The 18,904-nt window shown below is 45.5% G+C and carries 33 protein-coding genes; all 33 read right to left on the minus strand.

The window, feature by feature from the left end; genetic code table 11:
• Positions 1-119: 119 nt before the first annotated feature.
• Positions 120-485, minus strand: coding sequence for a 50S ribosomal protein L17 (gene rplQ, locus AC0WRU_RS21710; RefSeq protein ID WP_013312143.1), 366 nt, complete (start codon positions 483-485; stop codon positions 120-122).
• A gap of 34 nt (positions 486-519) precedes the next feature.
• On the minus strand, positions 520-1,464 hold the full coding sequence (locus tag AC0WRU_RS21715; RefSeq protein WP_014278300.1) for a DNA-directed RNA polymerase subunit alpha: 945 nt from the start codon (positions 1,462-1,464) through the stop codon (positions 520-522).
• Positions 1,465-1,599: 135 nt separating this feature from the next.
• Positions 1,600-1,995 (minus strand): 30S ribosomal protein S11, encoded by a 396-nt coding sequence (gene rpsK / locus AC0WRU_RS21720; RefSeq protein ID WP_013312144.1) that lies wholly within the window; start codon positions 1,993-1,995, stop codon positions 1,600-1,602.
• Positions 1,996-2,014: 19 nt separating this feature from the next.
• Complete coding sequence (rpsM, locus tag AC0WRU_RS21725; RefSeq protein ID WP_007432560.1) at positions 2,015-2,383, minus strand: 30S ribosomal protein S13; 369 nt, start codon at positions 2,381-2,383, stop codon at positions 2,015-2,017.
• Between the two features lie 21 nt (positions 2,384-2,404).
• Positions 2,405-2,518 (minus strand): 50S ribosomal protein L36, encoded by a 114-nt coding sequence (rpmJ, locus tag AC0WRU_RS21730; protein WP_003333770.1) that lies wholly within the window; start codon positions 2,516-2,518, stop codon positions 2,405-2,407.
• 119 nt (positions 2,519-2,637) lie between these two features.
• Positions 2,638-2,853 (minus strand): translation initiation factor IF-1, encoded by a 216-nt coding sequence (gene infA, locus AC0WRU_RS21735; RefSeq protein ID WP_006212898.1) that lies wholly within the window; start codon positions 2,851-2,853, stop codon positions 2,638-2,640.
• A gap of 2 nt (positions 2,854-2,855) precedes the next feature.
• Positions 2,856-3,164 (minus strand): KOW domain-containing RNA-binding protein, encoded by a 309-nt coding sequence (locus AC0WRU_RS21740; RefSeq protein WP_134912322.1) that lies wholly within the window; start codon positions 3,162-3,164, stop codon positions 2,856-2,858.
• A gap of 9 nt (positions 3,165-3,173) precedes the next feature.
• Positions 3,174-3,713, minus strand: a complete 540-nt coding sequence (locus tag AC0WRU_RS21745) for a M24 family metallopeptidase (RefSeq protein ID WP_476126276.1) — start codon at positions 3,711-3,713, stop codon at positions 3,174-3,176.
• Between the two features lie 5 nt (positions 3,714-3,718).
• Complete coding sequence (locus tag AC0WRU_RS21750; protein ID WP_134912318.1) at positions 3,719-4,363, minus strand: adenylate kinase; 645 nt, start codon at positions 4,361-4,363, stop codon at positions 3,719-3,721.
• 90 nt (positions 4,364-4,453) lie between these two features.
• Complete coding sequence (gene secY / locus AC0WRU_RS21755; protein ID WP_025685931.1) at positions 4,454-5,752, minus strand: preprotein translocase subunit SecY; 1,299 nt, start codon at positions 5,750-5,752, stop codon at positions 4,454-4,456.
• On the minus strand, positions 5,752-6,192 hold the full coding sequence (gene rplO, locus AC0WRU_RS21760; RefSeq protein WP_013312149.1) for a 50S ribosomal protein L15: 441 nt from the start codon (positions 6,190-6,192) through the stop codon (positions 5,752-5,754). Before rplO ends, secY begins: the two co-directional genes overlap by 1 nt.
• A 43-nt stretch (positions 6,193-6,235) precedes the next feature.
• Positions 6,236-6,421: a 50S ribosomal protein L30 gene (gene rpmD / locus AC0WRU_RS21765; RefSeq protein WP_014278305.1), complete on the minus strand. Its 186-nt coding sequence runs from the start codon at positions 6,419-6,421 to the stop codon at positions 6,236-6,238.
• 12 nt (positions 6,422-6,433) lie between these two features.
• Positions 6,434-6,931: a 30S ribosomal protein S5 gene (rpsE, locus tag AC0WRU_RS21770; protein ID WP_013312151.1), complete on the minus strand. Its 498-nt coding sequence runs from the start codon at positions 6,929-6,931 to the stop codon at positions 6,434-6,436.
• A 27-nt stretch (positions 6,932-6,958) separates the two neighbouring features.
• Complete coding sequence (gene rplR / locus AC0WRU_RS21775; protein ID WP_025685932.1) at positions 6,959-7,327, minus strand: 50S ribosomal protein L18; 369 nt, start codon at positions 7,325-7,327, stop codon at positions 6,959-6,961.
• Positions 7,328-7,442: 115 nt separating this feature from the next.
• Positions 7,443-7,985 (minus strand): 50S ribosomal protein L6, encoded by a 543-nt coding sequence (gene rplF / locus AC0WRU_RS21780; protein WP_014278307.1) that lies wholly within the window; start codon positions 7,983-7,985, stop codon positions 7,443-7,445.
• A 33-nt stretch (positions 7,986-8,018) separates the two neighbouring features.
• Positions 8,019-8,417 (minus strand): 30S ribosomal protein S8, encoded by a 399-nt coding sequence (rpsH, locus tag AC0WRU_RS21785; protein ID WP_014278308.1) that lies wholly within the window; start codon positions 8,415-8,417, stop codon positions 8,019-8,021.
• Positions 8,418-8,449: 32 nt separating this feature from the next.
• Positions 8,450-8,635, minus strand: a complete 186-nt coding sequence (locus AC0WRU_RS21790) for a type Z 30S ribosomal protein S14 (protein WP_013312154.1) — start codon at positions 8,633-8,635, stop codon at positions 8,450-8,452.
• Positions 8,636-8,711: 76 nt separating this feature from the next.
• Positions 8,712-9,257: a 50S ribosomal protein L5 gene (rplE, locus tag AC0WRU_RS21795; RefSeq protein WP_025685933.1), complete on the minus strand. Its 546-nt coding sequence runs from the start codon at positions 9,255-9,257 to the stop codon at positions 8,712-8,714.
• A 31-nt stretch (positions 9,258-9,288) separates the two neighbouring features.
• The gene (gene rplX / locus AC0WRU_RS21800) at positions 9,289-9,642 is read right to left on the minus strand and encodes a 50S ribosomal protein L24 (RefSeq protein ID WP_013312155.1); all 354 of its coding nucleotides are present in this window, start codon (positions 9,640-9,642) and stop codon (positions 9,289-9,291) included.
• Positions 9,643-9,678: 36 nt separating this feature from the next.
• The gene (rplN, locus tag AC0WRU_RS21805; protein WP_007432573.1) at positions 9,679-10,047 is read right to left on the minus strand and encodes a 50S ribosomal protein L14; all 369 of its coding nucleotides are present in this window, start codon (positions 10,045-10,047) and stop codon (positions 9,679-9,681) included.
• Positions 10,048-10,081: 34 nt separating this feature from the next.
• Positions 10,082-10,345, minus strand: a complete 264-nt coding sequence (gene rpsQ / locus AC0WRU_RS21810; protein WP_025685934.1) for a 30S ribosomal protein S17 — start codon at positions 10,343-10,345, stop codon at positions 10,082-10,084.
• Between the two features lie 50 nt (positions 10,346-10,395).
• A complete protein-coding gene (rpmC, locus tag AC0WRU_RS21815) occupies positions 10,396-10,593 on the minus strand; it encodes a 50S ribosomal protein L29 (RefSeq protein ID WP_014278310.1) in 198 nt (65 codons plus the stop codon).
• Complete coding sequence (gene rplP / locus AC0WRU_RS21820; RefSeq protein WP_007432576.1) at positions 10,583-11,017, minus strand: 50S ribosomal protein L16; 435 nt, start codon at positions 11,015-11,017, stop codon at positions 10,583-10,585. Before rplP ends, rpmC begins: the two co-directional genes overlap by 11 nt.
• A gap of 2 nt (positions 11,018-11,019) precedes the next feature.
• Positions 11,020-11,685: a 30S ribosomal protein S3 gene (gene rpsC, locus AC0WRU_RS21825; protein WP_014278312.1), complete on the minus strand. Its 666-nt coding sequence runs from the start codon at positions 11,683-11,685 to the stop codon at positions 11,020-11,022.
• 13 nt (positions 11,686-11,698) lie between these two features.
• Positions 11,699-12,031 carry a 50S ribosomal protein L22 gene (gene rplV, locus AC0WRU_RS21830; protein WP_013312157.1) on the minus strand — a complete coding sequence of 111 codons (333 nt, stop codon included), beginning with the start codon at positions 12,029-12,031 and terminating at the stop codon, positions 11,699-11,701.
• 36 nt (positions 12,032-12,067) lie between these two features.
• On the minus strand, positions 12,068-12,346 hold the full coding sequence (gene rpsS, locus AC0WRU_RS21835) for a 30S ribosomal protein S19 (protein ID WP_025685935.1): 279 nt from the start codon (positions 12,344-12,346) through the stop codon (positions 12,068-12,070).
• Positions 12,347-12,418: 72 nt separating this feature from the next.
• On the minus strand, positions 12,419-13,249 hold the full coding sequence (gene rplB, locus AC0WRU_RS21840; RefSeq protein WP_025685936.1) for a 50S ribosomal protein L2: 831 nt from the start codon (positions 13,247-13,249) through the stop codon (positions 12,419-12,421).
• 30 nt (positions 13,250-13,279) lie between these two features.
• Positions 13,280-13,570 carry a 50S ribosomal protein L23 gene (gene rplW, locus AC0WRU_RS21845; RefSeq protein ID WP_013312159.1) on the minus strand — a complete coding sequence of 97 codons (291 nt, stop codon included), beginning with the start codon at positions 13,568-13,570 and terminating at the stop codon, positions 13,280-13,282.
• The gene (gene rplD / locus AC0WRU_RS21850; protein WP_025685937.1) at positions 13,570-14,193 is read right to left on the minus strand and encodes a 50S ribosomal protein L4; all 624 of its coding nucleotides are present in this window, start codon (positions 14,191-14,193) and stop codon (positions 13,570-13,572) included. Before rplD ends, rplW begins: the two co-directional genes overlap by 1 nt.
• Positions 14,194-14,219: 26 nt before the next feature.
• The gene (rplC, locus tag AC0WRU_RS21855; protein ID WP_013312161.1) at positions 14,220-14,843 is read right to left on the minus strand and encodes a 50S ribosomal protein L3; all 624 of its coding nucleotides are present in this window, start codon (positions 14,841-14,843) and stop codon (positions 14,220-14,222) included.
• 32 nt (positions 14,844-14,875) lie between these two features.
• On the minus strand, positions 14,876-15,184 hold the full coding sequence (rpsJ, locus tag AC0WRU_RS21860) for a 30S ribosomal protein S10 (RefSeq protein WP_005544556.1): 309 nt from the start codon (positions 15,182-15,184) through the stop codon (positions 14,876-14,878).
• Positions 15,185-15,522: 338 nt separating this feature from the next.
• Positions 15,523-16,713, minus strand: coding sequence for an elongation factor Tu (gene tuf / locus AC0WRU_RS21865; RefSeq protein ID WP_134912310.1), 1,191 nt, complete (start codon positions 16,711-16,713; stop codon positions 15,523-15,525).
• 95 nt (positions 16,714-16,808) lie between these two features.
• Positions 16,809-18,887, minus strand: coding sequence for an elongation factor G (fusA, locus tag AC0WRU_RS21870; RefSeq protein WP_192512915.1), 2,079 nt, complete (start codon positions 18,885-18,887; stop codon positions 16,809-16,811).
• Positions 18,888-18,904: the final 17 nt, after the last annotated feature.

The following is an 18,904-nucleotide window of genomic DNA, read 5'->3' on the forward strand; positions in this document are numbered from 1 at the left end:
GGCCTTAAGGAATAACCGTACATAACAAAGGAGAAGCCCCTCAAGGACTCCTCCAAGAGAAAAAAAGGGTTGTTCAGAATCAAGCTGATTCTGTCCACCCTTCCCTCATCTTCGCCTGTTTACGCGCGGTCAACCAGTTCCAGATATACCATTGGAGCGGCATCGCCACGACGAGGTCCCAATTTCAGGATACGAGTGTATCCACCTGGACGCTCGGTGTAACGTGTAGCCAATTCGCTAAACAGCTTTTGGATTGCATCCTGCTCACCATCCAAAGTTTCACGGCGAACGAACGCAGCCACTTGACGACGTGCGTGCAGATCTCCTTTTTTCGCTTTGGTGATCAGTTTTTCAGCAATAGAACGAACTTCTTTCGCTTTAGCCTCAGTAGTTTGGATACGCTCGTACAAGAACAAATCGGTTACCAAATCACGAAACAAAGCTTTACGGGCACTGGAGTTACGGCCCAATTTTTGGTATGCCATGTAGTTTCCCCTCCTTCACAAAAACGTTGCTGTACTATTCTTCCGTACGAAGTCCTAAACCAAGTTCCTCGAGCTTCTCTTGTACTTCTTCCAAAGATTTGCGACCCAGGTTGCGGACCTTCATCATATCTTCTTCAGATTTAGTAGTGAGTTCTTGTACCGTATTGATACCAGCGCGCTTAAGGCAGTTATAGGAACGGACGGAAAGATCCAGCTCTTCGATCGTCATTTCAAGAACTTTTTCTTTCTTGTCTTCTTCTTTTTCGACCATAATTTCCGCATCTTTTGCTTCGTCGGTTAGACCCACGAACAACATCACATGCTCGGTCAAAATTTTTGCTCCAAGGCTTACTGCTTCCTCAGGGCGAATACTTCCGTCAGTCCAAACCTCAAGTGTCAGCTTGTCATAATTCGTAACCTGGCCGACACGCGTATTTTCTATGCCATAGTTCACGCGTGAAATCGGAGTGTAGATGGAGTCGACGGGAATGACGCCGATCGGCTGGTCATCACGTTTATTCCGATCCTGCTTAACGTAACCGCGACCGCGATTGGCGAAAATACGCATGTGAAGTCTCGAACCCGGTCCGAGCGTAGCAATGTGAAGATCCGGATTAAGAATTTCCACATCACTGTCCGCACGGATATCTCCTGCCGTTACAACTCCTTCGCCTTCCGCATCGATTTCGAGTACCTTCTCTTCATCCGAGTGGATTTTAAGCGATAAAGCTTTCAGGTTCAGTATGATCTCCGTTACGTCTTCCTTCACACCGGGAACCGTTGCAAATTCGTGCAAAACTCCATCGATCTGAACCGATGTCACTGCTGCCCCCGGTAACGAGGATAACAGAATACGGCGAAGCGAGTTTCCTAGCGTCGTACCGTACCCGCGTTCCAGCGGTTCTACTACGAATTTTCCATAGGTGCCATCATCATTGACGTCTACCGTCTCAATTTTCGGCTTTTCGATTTCTATCACTGCAATATCCCTCCTTCAAAACGTCGCTCCTATATGAAACATTCACCTTATCCATAGTCTATCATGCAGTATACCTAAACATCCATTCTTGGCAGTTTGTGCCGGATTTATACTACACGCAGAGGAGAAATCTCATTAGACGCGACGACGTTTTGGAGGACGGCATCCGTTATGAGGTACCGGAGTTACGTCTTTAATCAGGTTAACTTCCAGTCCAGCTGCTTGCAAAGAGCGGATTGCTGCTTCGCGTCCTGCGCCTGGTCCTTTAACCATGACTTCGACAGTCTTCATGCCGTGTTCCATTGCAGCTTTAGCAGCAGTTTCTGCGGCCATTTGCGCTGCGAATGGAGTAGATTTACGGGAACCACGGAATCCCATGCCGCCTGAGCTGGCCCAAGAGATTGCGTTACCGTGTGGATCTGTGATCGTAACGATCGTGTTGTTGAACGTGGAACGGATGTGTGCCACGCCAGTCTCGATATTTTTACGGTCACGGCGTTTTGTACGTACAACTTTTTTCGGTTTAGCCATTGAATGTTATCCTCCCTTCTTATTTCTTTTTGTTCGCTACAGTCCGACGAGGACCTTTGCGGGTACGAGCATTAGTTTTGGTACGTTGTCCGCGAACAGGCAATCCACGACGGTGACGAACACCACGGTAGCAGCCAATCTCAGTCAGACGTTTAATATTTAAGGAAATTTCACGACGCAGATCGCCTTCTACTTTAACTTCTTTGTCGATCGTTTCACGTAATTTGCTCACTTCATCTTCAGTCAAATCACGAACACGCGTGTTTGCACTGATGCCTGTTTCCTTCAAAATTTTCTGAGAAGTCGTTTTACCGATTCCGAAAATGTAAGTCAAGGCGATCTCAACGCGTTTGTCACGTGGCAAATCCACACCAGCTATACGAGCCATTTTACGCTACACCCCCTTCTATTAACCTTGTTTTTGTTTGTGTTTCGGATTTTCGCAAATAACCATTACATTCCCTTTACGGCGAATGACTTTGCATTTCTCGCAAATAGGTTTTACAGAAGGTCTTACCTTCATGTTGATTACCTCCTCCAAGCTTTACCCTGGTAAAACTCGCTTCATGAACATTCACATCGTTTTGCCGAGCAAAACAAGTTTTTTTTAAAATGACGTACGTTTAATTAAACCTGCATGAATTACTTGCGGTACGTAATACGGCCTTTAGTTAAATCGTAAGGCGATAACTGTACAACCACCTTGTCGCCTGTCAAAATACGGATAAAGTGCATCCGCAGTTTTCCGGAAACATGTGCAAGAATTTGATGACCGTTCTCCAGCTCTACCTTGAACGTAGCGTTCGGCAGTGGCTCGATTACCGTACCTTCAACCTCAATGACATCTTCTTTGGCCAAAGTCAGTCTCCTTTCTCTTCAGCTTGGTATTCGGACGACTCCAAGAAAGTTTTCACTGCATGACGCAGCTTTCCATTTGTCACCCGACCGCTTTCGTTTAAACTGTTTACAACCTCGCTACTAATCTTGGGCTGAGGCATCAGATGAAGAACGTTTTTCTTCTTCGACTGATCAAACTTTCGTTTGTCCCCATCCGCAATATATACAAACCTGCTGTCCGCTATAGAAACGACAACCGCAATCTGTCCGACATCTCTGCCTTTCAGAATCTTCACCAGCTGACCGATTTGCAGGTTTCCTTGCTGAATCATTCAAATCACCTACGCACTCAGTTTCGTGAAAATGTCCATGCCGTCCGTTGTGACCGTCACCGCTTGCTCGTTACGAGCACGAGAGGCCACGTTCACCGTTACGACCGTCCAGTTGTCTTCCAGCGCCCCCACATGGCGAGAACCTATATGAACCATGAGTTCAATAGCCAGCACCATGCCGGTTTTCAGCCTCGGCCCCTGTTCGGGAATACCACGGTTTGGATTCTCAATATATTGCCGAATGGCATGCGACATTGTAAACTGGCGAGTCTTCGCGATGATATCGCCTTTGTTTAACTTGCGTTTGCCGGGAAATCCGTGCACCAGTTGTTCGTTGACTGAAGCGCAAATGCTGGCAGGAAAACCGTTATAACCTTTAAAAGACGGCACAGCTCCTTGACTGCGAATATACCGATCAGCTAAATGATCAAGTTCACCGGTCGTCATACCGGGCTCGATGTGTTCCACCAAGGAATGATTCGTTTCCGTATCCACTCTCTCAGCTTTCCTCATAAAGCTTAATTCCGTCCCCGACTTGCAAATGATCATTACAGCTAACCCCGCAACAAGGACACGATATTTTTGGAAACCACATCAATATCCTGTTCTCCGTCAATATGACGCAGAAGATTCTGGTTCTCATAAAACGTGAGGAGTGGTGCTGTTTTATTACTATATTCGTCAAGTCGTGTTCTTACGCTATCCTCGTTATCGTCAGGGCGCTGATAGAGCTCCCCGCCATCTTTATCGCAAATGCCTTCAACCTTTGGAGGATTAAAGACAACATGATAGCTAGTTCCACAGATTTTGCAAACTCGCCGTCCTGTGATTCGTACCAACAATTTGTCACGATCCACTTTCAGGTTGATGACATCATCAAGCTTCGTATCCAAACGACCCAAAATTTGATCCAAGGCTTCAGCCTGAGCCAAAGTTCTAGGAAAACCGTCCAGCAAGAAACCTTTCTTACAGTCCGGCTGTTGCAGCCGCTCTTCAACGATGCCAATCGTTACATCATCCGGAACAAGTTCACCCTTGTCGATATATTCCTTGGCTTTAATGCCAATAGGTGTTCCCTGTTTCATCGCCAGGCGAAATGCGTCACCTGTCGAGATATGAGGAATGCCGAATTCCTTCACAATGACATCTGCTTGTGTACCTTTACCAGCCCCCGGAGGGCCCATGATTAAAATATTCACAATCTGTCACTCCTCAAGACGACCCCTACACAAGAAACAGCACAAAAGGTGCCGGTAAGTATGCGAACATCCTAAGCCGGAACCTGTTGCCTATTTGTTGATGAAGCCTTTGTAATGGCGTTTGATCAGTTGGCTTTCGATCTGCTTCATCGTATCCAATGCTACACCGATAATGATGAGCAATGAAGTACCGCCAATTTGCACGGAACGAGGCAAGCCCGAAAGCGAACCGAAGAATACCGGCAATACGGATATGACTGCCAGGAACAAAGCTCCTGTCATTGTCAAACGTGACATTACTCGTGTCAGGTATTTCTCCGTGGCTTTACCCGGGCGAATTCCCGGAATATAACCGCCGTTTTTCTTCATGTTGTCGGCCATTTGCTGCGGATTCATCTGTACAAAGGTATAGAAGAATGTGAAACCGATAATCATTACGACATACAAAACCATACCCAGCGGCTTGTCATAATACAAGTAAGTGGTAATCCACTTCGCCCAAGCATGATCTGCCCAAAAACTCGCAATAATTGTCGGGAATTGCAGCAATGATACCGCAAAGATTACCGGAATAACGCCTGCCGCATTAATTTTCATCGGAATATGCGTATTCTGGCCACCGTACATTTTGTTACCAACTACACGTTTGGCGTATTGTACCGGGATTTTCCGAATACCTTGCTGGATGTAGATAACACCCACAATAATCAGAATAATCACCAAGGCAATAATAATTGCCTTCAGAATATTCATAAACAGTTGATCTGCCTGAATAAACTGGGATTCTACAACCGTCCGAATATGTCTTGGAATACCTGCCGCGATCCCTGCAAAGATAACGATAGAGATACCGTTGCCGATTCCCTTTTCGGTAATTTGCTCGCCTAGCCACATAAGGAACGTAGTTCCTGCTGTAAGCACAATAGCTATTACCAGATAATCTGCAAAAGTGGCTCCTGGAATCATCGCTGCACCATACAGTCGATTAAAGCCGATCGACGTTCCGAATGCTTGAATCAAGCCCAGTATTACCGTACCATACCGTGTAAGTTGAGCCAACTTCTTTTTACCATGCTCTCCTTGTTTAGCCCATTCCGCAAGTTTCGGAATAACGTCCATTGACAGCAACTGTACAATGATAGACGCTGTAATATATGGCATAATCCCGAGGGCGAAGATCGAGAACTGATACAAAGCGCCCCCTGAGAAGGTATTAAGGAGTCCAAACAACTCGCTTCCTGCCTGATCCTGAGAAGTAAAGACTTGCTTGTTCACGCCGGGAACCGGCACGAAGGAGCCAATACGGTATACAAAAAGTATAAACAGGGTAAACAGGATTCGGGTTCTAAGATCCTCAACCCGCCATATATTTTTCAGGGTCTTGAACATTAGATCACCTCGGTTTTACCGCCGGCAGCTTCAATTTTCTCTACCGCAGATTGAGAGAACTTGTTCGCTTTAACTGTCAATTTTACAGTGATTTCACCGTTACCCAGAATTTTAATTCCGGATTTCGCGTTTTTCACAATGCCATTGTTCAGCAAAAACTCAGGGCTTACTTCTGTACCCGCTGCAAAACTGTTCAAATCTTCGATATTCAAAACCGCATACTCTTTACGAGTAGGATTTACGAAACCGCGTTTAGGCAAGCGACGATACAGTGGGTTTTGACCACCCTCGAAGCCTGGACGTACACCACCGCCAGAACGAGCGTTTTGACCCTTATGACCACGACCAGAAGTTTTACCCGTACCGCTACTAGGACCACGACCCAAACGTTTACGTTCTTTGCGGGAGCCTGGAGCTGGGGAAAGCTCATGTAACTTCATCGTTCGTTGCACCTCCTTGATTATTGTTAAAATGCTTTATTTCCTATGCCTCGATTTCTTTAACAGAAACCAAATGGCTAACTTGATTGATCATCCCGCGAATCGCTGGATTGTCGGGTTGAATTACTTTATGGTTGATTTTACGCAAGCCGAGCGTTTTAACAGTCGTTCTTTGAGTACCAGGACGACCGATCAACGAACGAACGAGGGTAATTTCTAATTTCGCCATGACATTCCCTCCTTAGCCCAGCAGCTCTTCGATGGATTTGCCGCGCAATTTTGCAACTTCTTCAGCGCGTTTCAAGCGGGACAAACCTTCCAATGTCGCATTGACCATGTTCATGGAATTCGAAGAACCCAGAGATTTTGTCAAGATATCACCTACACCAGCAAGTTCCAGTACAGCACGAACCGGACCGCCAGCGATAACTCCAGTACCTTCCGATGCCGGTTTCAACAGAACCCGGCCAGCACCGAACTTACCTGTAACAAGGTGAGGAATAGTTGTTCCTACGAGCGGAACGTGAACCAAGTTTTTCTTAGCATCTTCAATACCTTTGCGAATCGCATCAGGTACTTCGCCAGCTTTACCGATTCCGGCGCCTACCCAGCCGTTACCGTCGCCTACTACTACCAGAGCACTAAAGCTGAAACGGCGTCCGCCTTTGACAACTTTAGCTACACGATTAATATTTACTACTCTTTCAGTCAGTTCCAAAGTGTTCGGATCTACACGCAAGTCGTTAACCTCCTTTTGAGAAATGTCTTAGAATTCAAGGCCTGCTTCGCGAGCTGCATCAGCCAAAGCCTGAATCCGTCCATGATACAAGTATCCACCACGGTCAAATACGATGTTAGCATGACCTTTTTCTTTTGCACGTTTAGCAACGAGTTCGCCAACCTTACGAGCTGCCTCTACGCTACCACCGTTTTTGATCTCACTGCTCAGTTCTTTATCCATAGTGGATGCAGATACCAATGTTACACCAGCTACATCATCAATCAATTGTGCGTAGATATGTTTGGAAGAACGGAATACGTTCAAACGAGGACGCAAAGCCGTACCTTCGATTTTCTTACGTACACGCAGATGTCTTCTGACACGTGCTTTATTTTTATCTTGTTTTGTAATCATCTTAAGTTTTCACTCCCTTCAGTTTGCCTTTTAAAGCTTTATACTAAGACGCACTGGGTAAAAAAGAAGTACGAAGTCTTTCCAGCAGAAAGACCGCACAAAGTCGGTAAGAAACTTATTTCTTCTTACCGGCTTTACCTTCTTTACGAATGATGCGCTCGCCTTCGTATTTAATCCCTTTACCTTTGTACGGCTCAGGTTCACGAACGGAACGAATTTTAGCAGCATAGGCACCTACACGCTCTTTATCAATTCCGCGAACGATGATTTTAGTGTTCGAAGGAACTTCGAATTCGATGCCCGCTTCCGGTGTGATTTCAACCGGGTGAGAGTATCCAACGTTCAGAACGATTTTATCTCCGGATTTGCTTGCACGATATCCGACCCCAACCAGCTCCAGAGATTTTGAAAATCCTTCAGTTACACCACTTACCATGTTGTTGACAACGCTGCGGGTTGTTCCATGCAAAGAGCGGTGAAGTTTGTTGTCCGAAGGACGAATTACGTTGATTTCATTGTTTTCCACAGTAACGGACATGTCTTTATGAAGCTCACGAGTCAATGTTCCTTTAGGACCTTTAACTGTGATCGCTGTGTTGTTCAAAGTTACGTCAACACCACTTGGTACTGTGATTGGCTTACGACCAATACGGGACATATCTGTTGCACCTCCTATCTTTTAAACGTTATCTTACCAAACGTAGCAAACCACTTCTCCGCCGGCTTTAGACTGACGTGCTTCTTTGTCGGTCATAATACCTTTGGATGTCGAAATGATCGCGATCCCGAGTCCACCCAGAACGCGTGGAATTTCGTTGCTCTTCGTGTAAACACGAAGACCTGGTTTACTGATTCTTTTCAAACCTGTAATAACACGTTCGTTATTTGCACCGTATTTCAAGAAAACACGGATGATCCCTTGTTTGCTATCTTCAACAAATTCCGCATCACGAATGAATCCTTCACGTTTCAGGATGTCGGCGATTTGTTTTTTCATTGTAGATGCAGGCATTTCTACTGTTTCGTGACGAACTGTGTTCGCATTACGAATACGAGTAAGCATATCTGCAATTGGATCAGACATAGTCATTGTGTATAAACCTCCTTCCCAAACAGGACTTTTTACCAGCTTGCTTTTTTCACGCCAGGAATCTGGCCTTTATAAGCTAATTCACGGAAGCAAATTCTGCAGATCTTAAACTTTTGCAGTACCGAATGTGGACGACCACAACGCTCGCAACGAGTATAAGCACGAACTTTAAACTTTGGTGTGCGTTGTTGTTTGACTTTCATTGAAGTTTTTGCCACTTAGCCTGACACCTCCTAAATAGTTTCGGAGAACAGGGTGTCTCTTATATCAGACGCCCAAAACGTTATGCCAACATTACTTTGCGAAAGGCATGCCCAGTTGAGTCAGAAGCTCACGGGACTCTTCGTCAGTTTTGGCAGTCGTTACGATAACGATGTCCATACCGCGAACTTTATCAACTTGATCGTACTCGATTTCCGGGAAGATCAATTGTTCTTTCAGACCAAGCGTGTAGTTACCACGTCCGTCGAAAGCTTTTGTTGAAACACCATGGAAGTCACGTACGCGAGGAAGCGTGATATTGAACAATTTGTCCAAGAAATAATACATACGCTCGCCACGAAGTGTTACCTTAACACCGATCGGCATGTTTTCACGCAATTTAAAACCTGCAATAGATTTTTTTGCGCGAGTGATTACTGGTTTTTGACCAGCGATCAACTGCATGTCGCTCACAGCCGAATCGAGCACTTTGGAGTTTTGGACCGCGTCGCCAACACCCATGTTGATTACAACTTTCTCGATTTTAGGCACTTGCATTACTGATGTATAACTAAACTTCTGCATCAAGGCAGGAGTGATTTCTTTCAAGAAACGCTCTTTCATTCTTGTTGTTGCCATGAATCATAGACCTCCTTTCTTTGAAAATTAATTAGTCGATCACTTCGCCAGAACGTTTTGCAATGCGCACTTTTTTTCCGTTGTCCAATACTTTGTAACCAACACGAGTTACTTTTCCGCTCTTCGGATCAATGTGCATAACGTTGGAAACGTGAATCGGAGCTTCTTTCTCGATGATGCCGCCTTGTGGATTCAACTGATTAGGCTTTTGGTGTTTTTTAATCATGTTAACACCTTCCACAAGCACACGGTTTTGACGAGGGTAAGCAGCGATAACGCGACCTTTTTTACCTTTATCTTTACCAGTAATCACCAGAACAGTGTCGTCTTTTTTGACGTGCAGCTTGTTGTTATGGGATTCCAGAACTTTTTTCACTTTTGGCATTTCGTACACCTCCTACAGGCACATTTTAAGGTGAATTTAGATCACTTCCGGAGCCAAGGAAACGATTTTCATGAAGTCCTTGTCACGAAGTTCGCGAGCAACTGGTCCGAAAATACGAGTACCACGTGGGCTCTTGTCTTCTTTAACGACCACTGCTGCGTTCTCGTCAAATCCGATATAGGAACCGTCTTTACGGCGGATAGAACGTTTAGTACGAACGACAACCGCTCTTACTACATCACCCTTTTTGACAACGCCGCCTGGTGTTGCTTGTTTTACGGAACAAACGATCAGGTCACCGATTTGAGCTGTACGACGTCCCGTACCACCGAGCACACGGATACACATCAGTTCCTTCGCGCCGGAATTGTCAGCTACAGTCAAACGTGTAAATGGTTGAATCATTTATTTATCCTCCTTTCGGAAAAACTACACTACATTAAATTATAACAGCTTTTTCAATGATTTCGACCAGTCTCCAGTTTTTGTCTTTGGACAAAGGGCGAGTTTCCATGATTTTAACAGTATCACCGATTTGTGCGGTGTTGTTTTCATCATGAGCTTTGAATTTCTTTGTTACTTTGATACGTTTATGGTAGAGATCATGTTTTTTGTAAGTTTCTACAGCAATCACAATCGTTTTGTCCATTTTATCGCTGACTACTTTACCAACTAACACTTTACGGGCATTACGTTCGCTCATTGTTGGCCTCCTTCCTAATTACAGGCGGAATCTCCACCCGGTCTGATATCTTAGCTAATCCCAAGTTCTCTTTCACGGATCACGGTTTTAGCACGAGCAATTTCCTTACGTACATCGCCGATCCGAGTCGGGTTATCAAGCTGACCGGTAGCGAGTTGAAAACGAAGGTTAAAGAGTTCTTCTTTGAACCCAGAGATCTTTTGTTCAATTTCAGCAGTGGTTAGGTTGCGAAATTCACTAGCCTTCATTTGCTTCACCACCCAATTCTTCACGTTTCACAAACTTAGTTTTGATTGGCAGTTTGTGAGCGGCAAGACGCATTGCTTCACGAGCAATCTCTTCCGGAACACCAGCAAGTTCGAACATGATCTTACCTGGTTTCACTACTGCAACCCATTTTTCTACGTTACCTTTACCACTACCCATACGAACCTCAAGAGGCTTCTGAGTAATTGGTTTGTCAGGGAAAATTTTAATCCAAACCTTACCACCACGTTTGATGTAACGAGTCATCGCAATACGAGCAGCTTCGATCTGACGGTTAGTAATCCATGCAGGTTCAGTAGCTTGCAAACCATACTCACCAAAGTTCAGTGTAGTGCCGCCTTTTGCACGACCCTTCATATGACCACGTTGTTGCTTACGATGTTTTACGCGTTTTGGTACCAACATGATTAGTTGCCTCCTTCCTGAGGAGCTTGTTTCTTAGCTGGAGGAAGAACCTCTCCACGATAGATCCATACTTTTACGCCAATACGGCCGTAAGTAGTATGAGCTTCCGCTGTACCGTAGTCAATGTCAGCACGAAGCGTATGCAGTGGAACTGTTCCTTCGCTGTACCCTTCGGAACGAGCGATTTCGGCACCGCCAAGACGTCCGCCTACTTGAGTTTTAATTCCTTTTGCTCCGGAACGCATAGTTCTTTGGATCGCTTGTTTCAAAGCACGACGGAAAGAAACGCGACGTTCCAATTGTTGTGCAATGCTCTCAGCAACCAAGATTGCATCCAGCTCAGGATTTTTAATTTCAGAGATATTGATGTGTACCTTTTTACCGCCTGCGATTTTAGTGATTTCATTACGCAAGTTTTCAACTTCGGAACCACCCTTACCGATAACCATACCAGGTTTCGCAGTGTGAATCGTTACGTTGACGCGGTTAGCTGCTCTCTCGATTTCAACACGGGATACAGCGGAATCTTTCAATCTTTTTTTCAGATGTTCACGAATTCTAACGTCTTCCAGCAAAAGATCACCGAAATCTTTGCCTGCATACCATTTGGATTCCCAATCACGGATAATACCGATTCGGAGTCCGACGGGATTTACCTTTTGGCCCACACGTTTTCCCTCCTTATTTTTCAGATACCACCAGAGTAATATGACTGGTGCGTTTATTGATGCGGCTTGCACGACCCATTGCACGCGGGCGGAACCGTTTCATTGTAGGACCTTGGTTTACAAAAACTTGCGATACTACCAACTTGTTCACGTCCAAAGAGTAGTTGTGGTCTGCATTTGCAATAGCAGAGTTCAACAGCTTCTCAACGACCGGAGAAGCGGATTTCGGAGTGTGACGAAGAATTGCAATCGCCTCACCAACCTGCTTACCGCGGATCAAATCGATAACGAGTTTAACTTTACGAGCGGAAATCCGTACGGATTTAGCATGTGCTTTTGCTTCCATTGAGTTTACCTCCTCTCAAACACTACGCTGTGTTGATTATCTTCTTGTTTTCTTATCGTCATCCGTATGGCCTTTATAGGTACGTGTTGGAGCGAATTCGCCCAATTTGTGTCCGACCATATCTTCCGTTACGTATACTGGCACGTGTTTACGACCATCGTATACACCAAACGTATGTCCGATAAATTGTGGGAAAATCGTAGAGCGACGGGACCAAGTTTTGATCACGACTTTTTTGTCCGATTCGTTCAAAACCTCTACTTTTTTCAGCAGGTAACCATCAACGAATGGTCCTTTTTTGAGACTGCGACCCATGTATGAATCCTCCCTTCGTTAAAACGTTGTCGTTCCTTAATATGTTAACGTGCGACTTAAGCGCACGTCTTATTACTTAGTACGACGACGAACGATGTATTTATCAGATGCTTTACCTTTTTTACGTGTTTTGTAACCAAGGGTTGGTTTACCCCATGGAGACATCGGAGATTTACGTCCGATTGGAGCGCGACCTTCACCACCACCGTGTGGGTGATCGTTAGGGTTCATAACAACACCGCGAACTTCAGGACGTTGTCCCAACCAACGGCTACGTCCGGCTTTACCGATCTTCACCAATTCATGGTCTTCGTTACCAACAGAACCGATTGTAGCGCGGCAAACTTTCAGAACGCGACGAACTTCACCAGAAGTCAAACGAATTGTTACATACTTCTCTTCTTTACCAAGAAGCTGGGCTTCCGTACCGGCAGCACGAACGAGTTGACCACCTTTGCCCGGTTTCAATTCGATGTTGTGGATAACCGTACCTACTGGAATGTTTTCCAAAGGCAAAGAGTTACCGATTTTGATATCGGAACCTACGCCGGATACCACTTCGTCCCCTACTTTCAAGCCTTTAGGAGCGATGATGTAACGTTTTTCACCATCCACATAGTGGATAAGTGCGATGTTGGACGTACGGTTTGGATCATATTCGATCGTAGCAACGCGGCCCGGTATTCCATCTTTGTTACGTTTGAAATCGATAATACGGTATTTACGTTTGTGTCCGCCGCCTTGATGACGAACCGTAATTTTACCTTGGTTATTACGTCCAGCTTGCTTGCTCAGAGGCGCCAGCAACGATTTCTCGGGCTGATTAGTCGTGATCTCCTCGAAAGTAGATACAGACATAGCACGTCTGGCCGGGGACGTCGGTTTATACTTTTTAATTGGCACTGAGTTTCCCTCCTTACTTTACAGTTTCAATTATACCGTTTCAAAAAACTCAAGCGGCTTACTGTCTTTACTCAGCGTTACGAACGCTTTTTTCCACTCGCTCGTATAGCCGGAATGACGGCCGTAGCGTTTTGGTTTTGCAGGAACACGAAGCGTGTTTACGTTACTTACTTTCACGTTAAAGATCGCTTCGATTGCTTTTTTAACTTCGACTTTATTGGAACGAATGTCTACCTCGAAAACGTATTTCAAGTCATTCATCATACCAGCCGTACGTTCGGTGATTACCGGACGTTTGATAATATCACGAGGATCCTTCATTACGCGAGCACCTCCTCTACCTTCTGAACTGCTTCCTTCGTAATGATCAGTTTGTCGTGTCCAAGCACGTCAAGAACATTAATGCCGTCTGCGGATACAAACTTCACACCAGGAATATTACGAGCGGACAGAGCCACATTATCATCATAGCTAGGAGCTACGATCAATGCTTTACGGTCAGCTTTAAGGTTGTTCAAAATGGCTGCGAATTCTTTCGTTTTAGGTCCGTTCAGTGTAAGAGCGTCCAATACAATGATTTCATTCTCAATCACTTTGGAAGACAAAGCCGATTTGATCGCCAAGCGACGAACCTTTTTAGGCAATTTGTAAGCATAGCTGCGTGGAGTCGGACCAAATACAGTACCGCCACCAACCCATTGCGGTGCACGGATCGAACCTTGACGAGCGCGGCCAGTACCTTTTTGTTTCCAAGGTTTACGTCCGCCACCACGTACTTCAGAACGTCCTTTTACTTTGTGAGTACCTTGACGCAGGGAAGCCAATTGCATAACAACAGCGTCATGAAGAACGTGTTTATTCGGTTCGATACCGAATACTGCGTCGTTCAATTCAATTTCGCCAACTTGGCTGCCGCTAATATTGAAAAGTGCTACTTTTGGCATTTCGTGTTCCTCCTTTCTTCAGTTGTTTATTTTTTCACCGTTTCTAGTACTTTAACGAAGCTGTTTTTAGGTCCTGGAATGGAGCCTTTCACGAGCAATACATTACGTTCTGTATCGATCTTAACAACTTCAAGGCGTTGGATCGTTACCGTTTCATGCCCCATGTGTCCTGGCAGGTGTTTACCTTTAGGAACGCGGTTAGCTTGAATGGAGCCCATCGAACCTGGACCTCTGTGGTAACGCGAGCCGTGTGCCATTGGTCCGCGGCTTTGTCCCCAACGTTTGATAACGCCGGCAAAACCCTTACCTTTAGAAATACCTGTTACGTCAACGAATTCGCCTTCTGTGAAGACATCAGCCTTCAGTTCTTGGCCAACCTCGTACGCAGCAAGGTCGATGCCACGAAGTTCACGAACGTAGCGCTTAGGTGCAGTATTTGCTTTTTTCGCATGTCCTGCTTCAGGTTTGTTGGATCTTTTTTCTTTTTTATCAGAGAAACCGAGTTGAATAGCTTCGTATCCATCGTTTTCCAGATCTTTCTTTTGCAGAACAACACAAGGGCCCGCTTCGATAACCGTAACAGCAAGTACGTTACCTTCAGGGGTAAACACTTGAGTCATTCCGAGTTTTTTTCCTAAGATACCTTTCATGTTGACACCTCTTTTCTTTTCCTAATCACAAATTACAATTTAATTTCGATATCTACACCGGACGGCAGGTCCAAGCGCATCAAGGCATCCACAGTTTGTGGAGTCGGGTTAACAATGTCGATCAAACGCTTATGTGTGCGCATTTCGAACTGCTCCCGGGAATCCTTGTACTTGTGTACCGCACGGAGAATAGTAATGATTTGTTTTTCAGTTGGCAGCGGAATTGGTCCGGATACACCTGCGCCCGAACGTTTAGCTGTTTCAACAATTTTCTCAGCGGATTGATCAAGAATTCTGTGGTCGTAAGCTTTCAAACGAATACGAATCTTTTGCTTTGCCATTTTAGTCCCTCCTTCTATCGCCCAATTTGGTATCGGACATACTCCGTGAAAATTTTCCGACATCCCTCCCATGGCAAAGGGGCCGGGTGTGTCAGTAACCTCTCACATCATCGCACAGTCACAAACAACATTAGTTATTATATCTAATAGTTCTGCCTATTGCAAGCAAAAACGAAAAAACAATGTATCTTATTTTCAAAAGATACAATTGCAATCGCAGCTCGCGATTTATTCAAGAGAAAAGCCCCCGCACCAGGGCGGGGGCTTCCTTTAGCTCCGTTCCAATACAATGTTACTCGTTCCAGTACAATGTTGCTTTATTTAAAGGCCAAAGCCTCTTATTTGGTGATTGTTGCTACCGCACCAGCGCCAACTGTACGTCCACCTTCACGAATAGAGAACTTAGTTCCTTCTTCGATAGCGATTGGGTTGATCAGTTGAACAGTAACTGTGATGTTGTCACCAGGCATTACCATTTCGGAACCTTCTGGCAAAGTGATGATACCAGTTACGTCAGTTGTACGGAAGTAGAACTGTGGACGGTAACCAGTGAAGAAAGGTTTGTGACGTCCACCCTCTTCTTTAGTCAAAACGTAGATTTGAGCAGAGAATTCTGTATGAGGTTTAACAGAACCTGGTTTAGCCAATACTTGGCCACGCTCGATTTGTGCACGATCTACACCGCGAAGCAATGCGCCGATGTTATCGCCAGCTTGAGCCGAGTCAAGCAATTTGCGGAACATTTCTACGCCTGTTACTACGGATTTACGGGATTCTTCTTGAATACCGATGATTTCGATTTCGTCGCCCACTTTAACAGTACCACGCTCTACACGGCCTGTAGCAACTGTACCACGACCTGTGATGGAGAATACGTCCTCGACAGGCATAAGGAAAGGCTTTTCAGTGTCGCGTTCTGGAGTTGGGACGTAAGTGTCGATTATTTCGAACATTTCAACGATTTTCTTAGCATAGTCGCCCTCTGGGTTTTGCAGAGCTTCACGAGCGGAACCGCGAATGATTGGAGTGTCGTCGCCTGGGAAGTCATATTCGCTCAGCAAGTCACGAACTTCCATTTCAACCAGTTCCAACAGCTCTTCGTCTTCAACCATGTCACATTTGTTCAGGAATACAACGATGTAAGGAACGCCTACTTGGCGGGACAACAGGATGTGTTCACGAGTTTGCGGCATTGGGCCGTCAGCTGCGGATACAACCAGAATCGCTCCGTCCATTTGTGCAGCGCCAGTGATCATGTTTTTAACATAGTCGGCGTGACCTGGGCAGTCAACGTGTGCATAGTGACGGTTAGGTGTTTCGTATTCCACGTGTGCTGTGGAGATTGTGATACCGCGTTCGCGCTCTTCTGGAGCTTTATCGATTTGGTCGAATGCTACAGCAGCACCACCGTAAGTTTTGGACAATACAGTTGTGATTGCAGCAGTCAAAGTAGTTTTACCATGATCGACGTGACCAATAGTACCGATGTTAACGTGCGGTTTGTTACGTTCAAACTTAGCCTTTGCCATTTGAACAATTCCTCCTCAATAACTTGTTTTATTTTTAGGCTGTCGGATTCCTTATGGGCGAACCTTGAGGTATACCGATCAGCTGATACATTGTATTACTCGCCGCCTTTGGTTTTGGCAACGATCTCTTCAGCAATGCTCTTCGGAACTTCTTCATAATGAGAAAGCTCCATGGAGAACACGCCGCGTCCTTGCGTACCGGAACGAAGTGTTGTCGAGTATCCAAACATCTCGGACAAAGGCACCTTCGCACGAATGATCTGAGCTCCACTGCGGGAGTCCATACCTTCAATCCGTCCGCGACGGGAGTTCAACATACCCATTACGTCACCCATGTATTCCTCAGGAACCGTTACTTCAACTTTCATAATCGGTTCAAGCAATACTGGTTTACATTTGTCTTTCGCTGCTTTCAGCGCCATTGATCCGGCAATTTTAAACGCCATTTCATTGGAATCAACATCATGGTATGATCCGTCCACGATTGTAGCTTTAACGTCCACAAGCGGGAAGCCTGCGATAACGCCGTTTTTCATTTGTTCCTCAATACCAGCAAGAGCAGGAGCGATGTACTCTCTAGGAACAGAGCCGCCGACTACTTTACTTTCGAATTGGCTACCAGTACCTGGCTCAAGCGGTTCGAACTCAACCCATACGTGACCGTATTGACCACGACCACCGGATTGACGAACGAATTTACCTTCGACACGTGCTGGAGCACGGAAAGTTTCACGATATGCAACCTGTGGTTTACCCACATTGGTTTCCACCTTGAACTCACGACGCATACGGTCGATGATGATATCAAGGTGAAGCTCACCCATACCTGCCAAGATGGTTTGGCCTGTTTCTTCGTTAGTATGAGCGCGAAGAGTTGGATCTTCTTCGGTCAATTTACCGAGGGCAACAGACATTTTATCTTGGTCAGCTTTGGTTTTAGGCTCAACCGCGATTTCGATAACCGGATCAGGGAAATTCATGGACTCGAGAATAACTGGATTCTTCTCATCACACAGTGTATCACCTGTACCTGTATCTTTCAATCCTACGGCTGCCGCAATATCACCGGAGTAAACTACAGTGATTTCTTGACGGCTGTTCGCATGCATTTGAAGAATACGTCCGATACGTTCGCGCTTGCCTTTTGTTGCATTCAATACGTATGAACCGGATTGAAGAACACCGGAGTATACGCGGAAGAATGTCAACTTACCAACGTAAGGGTCCGTCATGATTTTGAAGGCCAACGCGGAGAATGGCTCTTCATCGGAAGAGTGACGTTCAACTTCCGTACCGTCTTCCAAATGCCCTTGAATACTTGGCACGTCAGTAGGAGCCGGCAAGTAGTCGAGAACAGCATCCAACATCAGCTGAACACCTTTGTTACGGTAAGAAGATCCACAGATAACTGGGAAGATTTTAACATCTACAACACCTTTACGGAGAGCGGCTTTAATTTCGGCAACCGAAATTTCTTCGCCTTCCAGGTATTTCATTGTCAATTCTTCGTCCAGTTCAGCAACCTTCTCGATCAATTCATTACGAAGTTCTTCAACTTGATCTTTGAATTCCGCAGGAATTTCTACTTCTTCGATATCTTGACCAAGATCATCTTTGTACATATGAGCTTTTTGTTCAACGATATCGATAATACCAATAAAATCATTTTCTGCACCGATTGGCAATTGAATCGCAACTGCGTTCGCTTGAAGGCGATCACGCATGTCGGAGACAACATTCAGGAAGTCGGCACCAATGATATCCATTTTGTTTACATATGCGATCCGTGGAACTCCGTAGCGATCAGCCTGTCTCCATACGGTTTCGGACTGAGGCTCAACGCCTTCTTTCGCACTGAAAACACCAACTGCTCCGTCCAATACACGAAGGGAACGTTCAACTTCAACAGTGAAGTCAACGTGCCCCGGGGTGTCGATGATATTGACGCGGTGACCTTTCCAGGCAGCGGTCGTCGCAGCGGAAGTAATCGTGATTCCGCGCTCTTGTTCTTGTTCCATCCAGTCCATTGTCGCAGCGCCCTCGTGAACTTCACCGATTTTGTGCGTACGTCCTGTGTAGAACAAGATCCGCTCTGTTGTTGTGGTTTTACCCGCGTCAATATGAGCCATGATCCCGATATTACGTGTATTCGTCAAGGAGAACTCTCTTGCCATGAAATGGGTCTCCCTTC

It is taken from the genome of Paenibacillus sp. 1-8, assembly GCF_056316205.1.